General features: G+C 69.6%; 6 protein-coding genes and 1 pseudogene. 3 read left to right on the top strand and 4 right to left on the bottom strand.

The window, feature by feature from the left end; genetic code table 11:
* A partial coding sequence (locus D8M34_RS17470; protein ID WP_126894655.1) for a winged helix-turn-helix domain-containing protein occupies window positions 1-382 on the bottom strand: 382 nt, incomplete at its 3' end.
* Window positions 383-504: 122 nt separating this feature from the next.
* Between D8M34_RS17470 and D8M34_RS17465 the strand changes: the two genes are divergently transcribed.
* Window positions 505-1668 carry an ROK family protein gene (locus D8M34_RS17465; protein ID WP_126894654.1) on the top strand — a complete coding sequence of 388 codons (1164 nt, stop codon included), beginning with the start codon at window positions 505-507 and terminating at the stop codon, window positions 1666-1668.
* A 157-nt stretch (window positions 1669-1825) separates the two neighbouring features.
* Here the strand turns inward: D8M34_RS17465 and D8M34_RS17460 are convergent, their stop codons facing one another.
* The 3 genes from D8M34_RS17460 to D8M34_RS17450 are packed head-to-tail and all read right to left on the bottom strand — an operon-like array spanning window position 1826 to window position 5008.
* On the bottom strand, window positions 1826-2752 hold the full coding sequence (locus tag D8M34_RS17460) for a carbohydrate ABC transporter permease (protein ID WP_174235406.1): 927 nt from the start codon (window positions 2750-2752) through the stop codon (window positions 1826-1828).
* 2 nt (window positions 2753-2754) lie between these two features.
* Window positions 2755-3726, bottom strand: coding sequence for a carbohydrate ABC transporter permease (locus D8M34_RS17455; protein ID WP_025104199.1), 972 nt, complete (start codon window positions 3724-3726; stop codon window positions 2755-2757).
* A gap of 31 nt (window positions 3727-3757) precedes the next feature.
* Window positions 3758-5008 (bottom strand): extracellular solute-binding protein, encoded by a 1251-nt coding sequence (locus D8M34_RS17450; protein ID WP_238695709.1) that lies wholly within the window; start codon window positions 5006-5008, stop codon window positions 3758-3760.
* A 276-nt stretch (window positions 5009-5284) separates the two neighbouring features.
* Between D8M34_RS17450 and D8M34_RS17445 the strand changes: the two genes are divergently transcribed.
* Window positions 5285-6184, top strand: coding sequence for an SIS domain-containing protein (locus D8M34_RS17445; RefSeq protein ID WP_085604321.1), 900 nt, complete (start codon window positions 5285-5287; stop codon window positions 6182-6184).
* Window positions 6185-6209: 25 nt separating this feature from the next.
* Window positions 6210-6426: pseudogene (locus tag D8M34_RS17440) on the top strand (ROK family protein); the annotation flags it as partial.

Raw genomic sequence — 6426 nt, 5'->3', positions numbered from 1 at the left:
GGCGGTGCGCGATGCGGCCGTCCGGCGAGGCCAGTGCGCCGACGATGTCGTCGGGTGCGGAGAGGTCGAGCGCGATGACCTGGACGGCACGCTGATCGAACTCGAGCATCACGGCGGGCTTCCCCGGCCGGGACTCCTGGCTGGGTCCGCTCTCCCGGATCACACCGTCGGCGAGCAGGTCGCGCACGACCTCGGAGACGGTGGGGCGGGCGAGGCCGGTGAGCCGGGACAGATCGGCGCGACTCAGGGCGGACTGCTCCATGAGGGTGCGGAGGACGAGGGCGCGGTTCCGCTCCCGGATACCGCGGGCGTGACCGTTGCCCGGTGGCTGCGCGGCTCGTGCCCGATCCGCGGGGCGCTCTAGGATCTGGGGGTAGCGCACGATGCTCCTCCCGATCGACGCTCGGGCTGACTAAGTTCAATGAATAAACTAACGGACCGAGCGTACGGAGCGGTACGCGCGCTGTCAATCGACGGACCTCGGCCCCGAGAAGGAACCCGCAGATGTTCACCCACGACGACGCGCTGGACACCCAGGCGGCGGTTCGGCGAGCGAACCTGCGACGGGCGCTCCAGCTCGTCTTCCAGGCCTCCGGTTCGCAGACCCGCGCCGGCATCGCGCGGGCGACCGGCCTCACGGCGGCGACCGCATCGTCCCTCGTCGCGGAACTCATCGAGCACCGGCTCATCGCCGAAGGCGAGCAGGCGGTGAGCACGGGGGGCAAGCGCGCGACCACGCTCAGCATCGACGCGGAGCACCACCTGATCCTCGTGCTCGTCGTGCAGCCGACCAGCGCGTACCTGGCGCTCGTCGCGCTCGACGGCTCCGAGGTCGAACGACGCAGCATCTCCTACACGATGCAGACGCGCGACCGGGTCCTCGACGAGACCGTCGCGGAGGTCGTCGCCGCAACCGGGTCGCGGCTGCTCGCGGTCGGTGTGCAGGTCCCGGGGACGACGGACGGCCGCACGGTGCTGGAGAGCGTGCAGCTGGAGTGGCACGAGGTGCCGCTGGCGGAGCGCTTCGAGAGCATCGCGGGTGTCCCGGTCCTCCTCGTCAACGACGTCGATGCCGAGGCCATCGCGGAGGCCGGGCTGGACGCCGCCCCCTCGGGCTACCGCCTGTTCATCCACAGCGGCGGGGGCATCGGCGCCGCGGTCACCCTCGACGGGGAGCTCGCGCCCGGACCCCGCGACCGTGCCGGGGAGATCGGGCACGTGCAGGTGGTGTTCGGCGATGCCGCCCGCCCGTGCCGCTGCGGGCGGCGCGGCTGCCTGGAGTCGGCGGCCGCGATGGGACCGATGGTCGGCGAGGAGTTCTCGGATGCCCTGGACGCGTCGGCGGTCCGCGCCCTCGTCGCCCGGGCGGATCAGACGCTGATCGACGACGGGGCGCGGGCGCTGGCCCGGGCCATCAAGCTCATCGGGGCGCTGCTCGATCCGATCGAGGTCGTCATCGGCGGCCCCGCGACGGAGCTCGGCCCCCGGTTCCTGGAGCGGGTGCGGGCCGAGAGCGGCTACCCCGCCCGCGGCACCGCCGACATCCCGATCCGGTACGCCGATCCGCGCGTCGCCCCCTCCGCCGGCCCCGCGCAGGCCGCCCTCACCGCCGTCCTCGGCGTGCGATGGAGCCCCGAGCAGCTCCGCGCCGGCGGCCCCCGCCCCTGATCCCGCCCCCGACCCGCCCCTGACCACTCCCGTCGGATGTTCCGGCTGCACGATCCGGGTACGGGCGCACGACCGGATCCGCCCGGAACCCCTGCCCGCGCGCCGCGGTCGTGCAGGGGCGCCGGACGGGAACCCGGGGGACGGGAACCGGGACGGGCTACTTCACGCTGCCGGCGGTGAGGCCGCCGACGAGACGCTTCTCGATGAGCATGAAGAGGATGATGACGGGCAGGATCGCGACGATCGAGACGCCGAACACGTACTGCCAGCTCGTCTCGTACTGACCGACGAACTTCGTGAGCGCGACCGACAGCGGCTGGTTCTTGTCCGTCGACAGGATCACCAGCGAGGCGGCGAACTCGTTCCAGCAGGCCACGAACGTGAACACGATCGCGGTGACGATGCCCGGCCAGACGAGCGGGAGGTTGATCCGGAACAGGACCGTCAGGCGCCCGGCGCCGTCGATCTGCGCCGCCTCGTCGACCTCCTTGGGGATGCCGGCGAAGAACGAGTGCATGATCCACACGGCGAACGACAGGTTGAAGGCCGCGTTGATGAAGATCATCGCGGTCCAGGTGTCGCCGAGGCCGAGGACGGTGAACTGCCGGAACAGGCCCGACGTGAGCACCGCCGGCTGCAGCATCTGCGTCACGATCACGAGGAACAGGAACACCATGCGGCCGGGGAACCGGAACCGGGCCGTGTAGTACGCCGCCGGGAGCGACACGAGCAGCACCAGGAGCGTCGCGAACACGGAGATGACGATGGTCGAGACGAGGTTGTACGGCAGCGGCGTCTCGGGCGTCGACCACATCGTGAGGTAGTTCTCCCAATGCCACTCCACCGGGAGGTAGGTCGGGTCGACCGAGCGGATCTGCGCCTTCGTCTTCACCGATCCGAAGAACATGATGAGGTACGGCAGCACGAAGATGGCGAGCACGAGGAACCCGGCGGCGGTGCGCAGGATCACCCGGGGGAGCGTCACCTGATCCGCGGTGTAGCGGCGCCGGCGGCTGGGGATCGGCGGGGTGCGTCGTCCGCGGGAGTCGGCGGTGGTCACGAGGGCGGTCTCGGTCACGGTCATGATCAGACCTCCTTCATGGGCTTGACGATCTTGACGTAGGCCGCGACGATTGCGATCACGATGAGGAAGGCCACGACCGACAGGGCGCTCGCGACGTCGACCTTCTTCTGCAGCTCGATGTATTTGAAGATGAGCGTCATGATCGTGTCGGCGCCGTAGCCCGGGATCGACCCGGTCATCACCTTGAGGATCGGCAGCGAGTTGAAGACGTTGATGATGTTGATGAGGATCGCCACGGCGAGGGCGCTCCGCAGCTGCGGCAGGACGATCGACCAGTAGGTGCGGGCCGCTCCGGCGCCGTCCATCTTGGCGGCCTCGATCGCATCGGCGGGGACGGACTGCAGCCCCGCGAGGATCGTGTAGGTCGTGAAGGGCAGCGACACGAACACCGCGATGACGATGGACCAGGCGAACGCCGTCGTCGGGTTCTTCGTCCAGCCGTAGCCCACCGCGTCGTCGGAGAGCCCGATGTCGTAGAGGAACTTGTTGAAGACCCCGAAGTACGGCTCGAGGCTGTAGTAGAAGACCATCGTGGTCATCACCACGGACGCGGCCCACGGCACGATGACCGCCATCCGCACGAGCTGGCGACCCGGGAACGCCTTGTTGAGGATCTGCGCGAGTCCGAGCGAGATGACGACCGTGAACAGCACGACCGACACGACCCACACGATCGTGCGGACGAAGATCGGCCAGAACTCCGGGAACGTGAAGACGGTCACGAAGTTGTCGAAGCCGACCGAGCCCTTGTCCAGGCCCGACAGCGAGATGTCGCGGGTGGAGTTGAAGAACATGACGCCGGCGGGGAACAGCACCACGCCGATGATGAGCACCAGCGCGGGGGCGATCCACGGCAGCGCCTGCAGGAGGTCCCGCCCGCCGGGGCGACCGCGCACGGCCGTCCCGGCGTCCGGGGTGCGGGGGCGGCCGGTGGCCGCCCCCGCGAGGTTCGAGGATTCTGTCGTCTGGCTCATGGGGGATTCCCGAACCTCTCCGTTCCGCGGGTCAGCCCGCGTCCACCTGGTCCTGGATCTGCTTCAGCACATCGGCGGCCGGCTGATCCTGGATCTGTCCGAACAGCGACTTGAAGGCGCCGTCCGCGGCCGACCACTTCGGGTTGGTCGACGGGTAGAACTGCGCGTCGGGCAGCACGTCGAGGAACGGCTTGAGGGCCTCCTCGCCGGACAGCTCCTCGGCGCCGGACTTCGTGACGGGGAGGAAGCCCTCCGCCTGCACCCACGGCACGTAGACCTCGGGCGAGTAGAAGTAGTCGAGGAACTTCGTGATCGCCTCCTGCTTGTCGCCGTCGTTCTCGAACGCCATGAGCTGGTCCATGACGCCGAGGGTGAACGGCGAGCCGTCCTCGGTCGGGATCGGGACGATCGAGTAGTCGAGGTCCGGGTTGTTGTCGGCGATCTGGCCGACCGTCGGCGGCAGGCCGACCTGCATGCCGATCTTGCCCTGGATGAAGATGTCCATCAGCGGGGAGCGCTGCGTTGAGCCGGGGTCGGCCTGGGTCGCCCCGGCGTCGATCATCTTCTTGATCTGCTCGGCGCCGACGAGGTTCTCCGGGGTGTCGATGGTGATCTCCGACGCGTCGCCGAAGGATCCACCGCCGCCCCAGAGCCAGACGGCGGCCTCGGCCTGCGCCTCCTCCGAGCCGAGCGGCATGCCGTAGCCCGCGACACCGCCGCCGAGCCCGGACACCTTGGTCGCCGCGTCGAGCAGGGAGTCCCAGTCGGTCGGCGCCTCGACGCCCGCCTGGGACAGGAGGTCGTTGTTGACGAACAGGGCACGCGCGGAGGCGATCATCGGCAGGGCGTAGGCGGTGCCGTCGACCTCGGCGTTGGCGAGGAAGGAGTCCTGGAAGTCGGAGTAGACGTCGTCCGACACGACCTCCTCGACCGGGTAGAGCAGCTCGTCCTCGACGAAGCCCGCGAAGGGGCCGCCGTTGTAGATGTCGGGCGCCTCGCCGGCCTGGACCTTCGTGGAGATGACCTTCTCGAGGTTGTCCCACGACTGCACCTCGAGGTTGACGGTGATGTCGGGGTTGTCCTTCGTGAAACCGTCGATGACGTCTTCCCAGAGACCCTTCGTGGCGTCGGAGTAGCTGGGGACGAGCAGGTCGAGCGTGCTGGCGTCGTCGCCGCCGCCGCTATCTCCTCCCGATCCACCGAAACCGCAGGATGCGAGCGACAGCGTGGCGACGGCCGCGACCGCTGCGGCCCCGTATCGCCGTGACTTGTTCATGGGCATTGCATTCCTCACTGTGGGTGCTGCTCCAGCGGGCGGGATCCGCTCTCCGGAGAGGGGGGTGGTGCACAGTCGCAGAACACTCCACGCGACGGTGCGTGTTGATCACGCCGCCGAGGTGGTCGCGATCGTCCGAGCGGGGGCTCGGGGGAACTCGTCCCGATTATTTGTCAGGCAAACAAACAAATCAAGATGTTGCTCTCTTGGGACGAAATACTATGATCGGATCACGCTCGAAACAATCACAAGTACGCAACAACTCGTCCGAAAGGCCTCCTCATGACCGATTCGCTGCCCGGCGCGCACATGCGCGAAGAGCTCCGCTCCCAGCCGCAGATGTGGGCCACCGCCGCCGAGCTCACCGCCGAGCAGGCCCTCCTGCCGACCCGCGGGGCACGGGTCGCGGTCGTCGGCTGCGGCACCTCGTGGTTCATGGCCCAGTCGTACGCCGCGCTGCGCGAATCGTCCGGCCATGGCGAGACCGATGCCTTCGCGGCGTCCGAGGCCTTCATCGACCGCGGCTACGACGCGGTCGTCGCCCTCACCCGCTCCGGCACCACGACCGAGGTGCTGGAACTCGTCGACCGCATCAAGGCGCGCACCCGCACGATCGGCGTGATCGGCGACCCCGACTCCCCGCTCGTCTCGCTCGTCGACGACGCGGTGCTGCTGCCGTTCGCCGACGAGCAGTCGGTCGTGCAGACGCGCTTCGCCACGACCGCGCTTGCCCTCTTCCGCGCGTCGCTGGGCGAAGACCTCTCCGGAGCCATCGCCGACGCCACCGCCGTGCTCGCCGAGGAGGGCGACGACACCGAGCTGCGCGACGCCGAGCAGTACACGTTCCTCGGGCGGGGCTGGACGATCGGCCTGGCCCACGAGGCCGCCCTGAAGCTGCGCGAGTCCTCGCAGTCGTGGACCGAGGCGTACCCGTCGATGGACTACCGTCACGGTCCGATCGCCATCGCCGCGCCGGGCCGGGTGACGTGGCAGTTCGGAGAGGCACCGGAAGGCCTGGCCGCGGAGGTGCGCGCCACGGGCGCCCGTTTCGAGCACCGGGCTATCGACCCGCTCGCCGACCTCGTGCGCCTGCACCGGACGGCCCTCGACCGTGCCGTGGCCCGCGGGCTCGACCCCGACCAGCCGCGCAACCTCACGCGATCCGTCATCCTGGATGCATGACGCCAGCGATCCCCGGAGCCGAGCGATGACCCCGAACGACGCCGCGGACGCGATCCCCGACGTCGCGAGGGACGAGGCCGGCGAGAAGCTCGCCGCGGTGCGCACGCTCGGCGCCGGGTCGCCCGTCCTGGCCTTCGACGTCGGCGGGACGGACATCAAGTCGGCGCTGTTCGATGCGGACGGGCGGGCGCTCGGCCTCCGTCGCACGCCCACCCCCACGGCCGCTGGCGACCGCACCCCCA

The organism is Microbacterium sp. HSID17254 (genome assembly GCF_003989315.1).
Taxonomy (GTDB): Bacteria; Actinomycetota; Actinomycetes; order Actinomycetales; family Microbacteriaceae; genus Microbacterium.
This window is presented reverse-complemented; position numbering and strand designations above follow the sequence as displayed.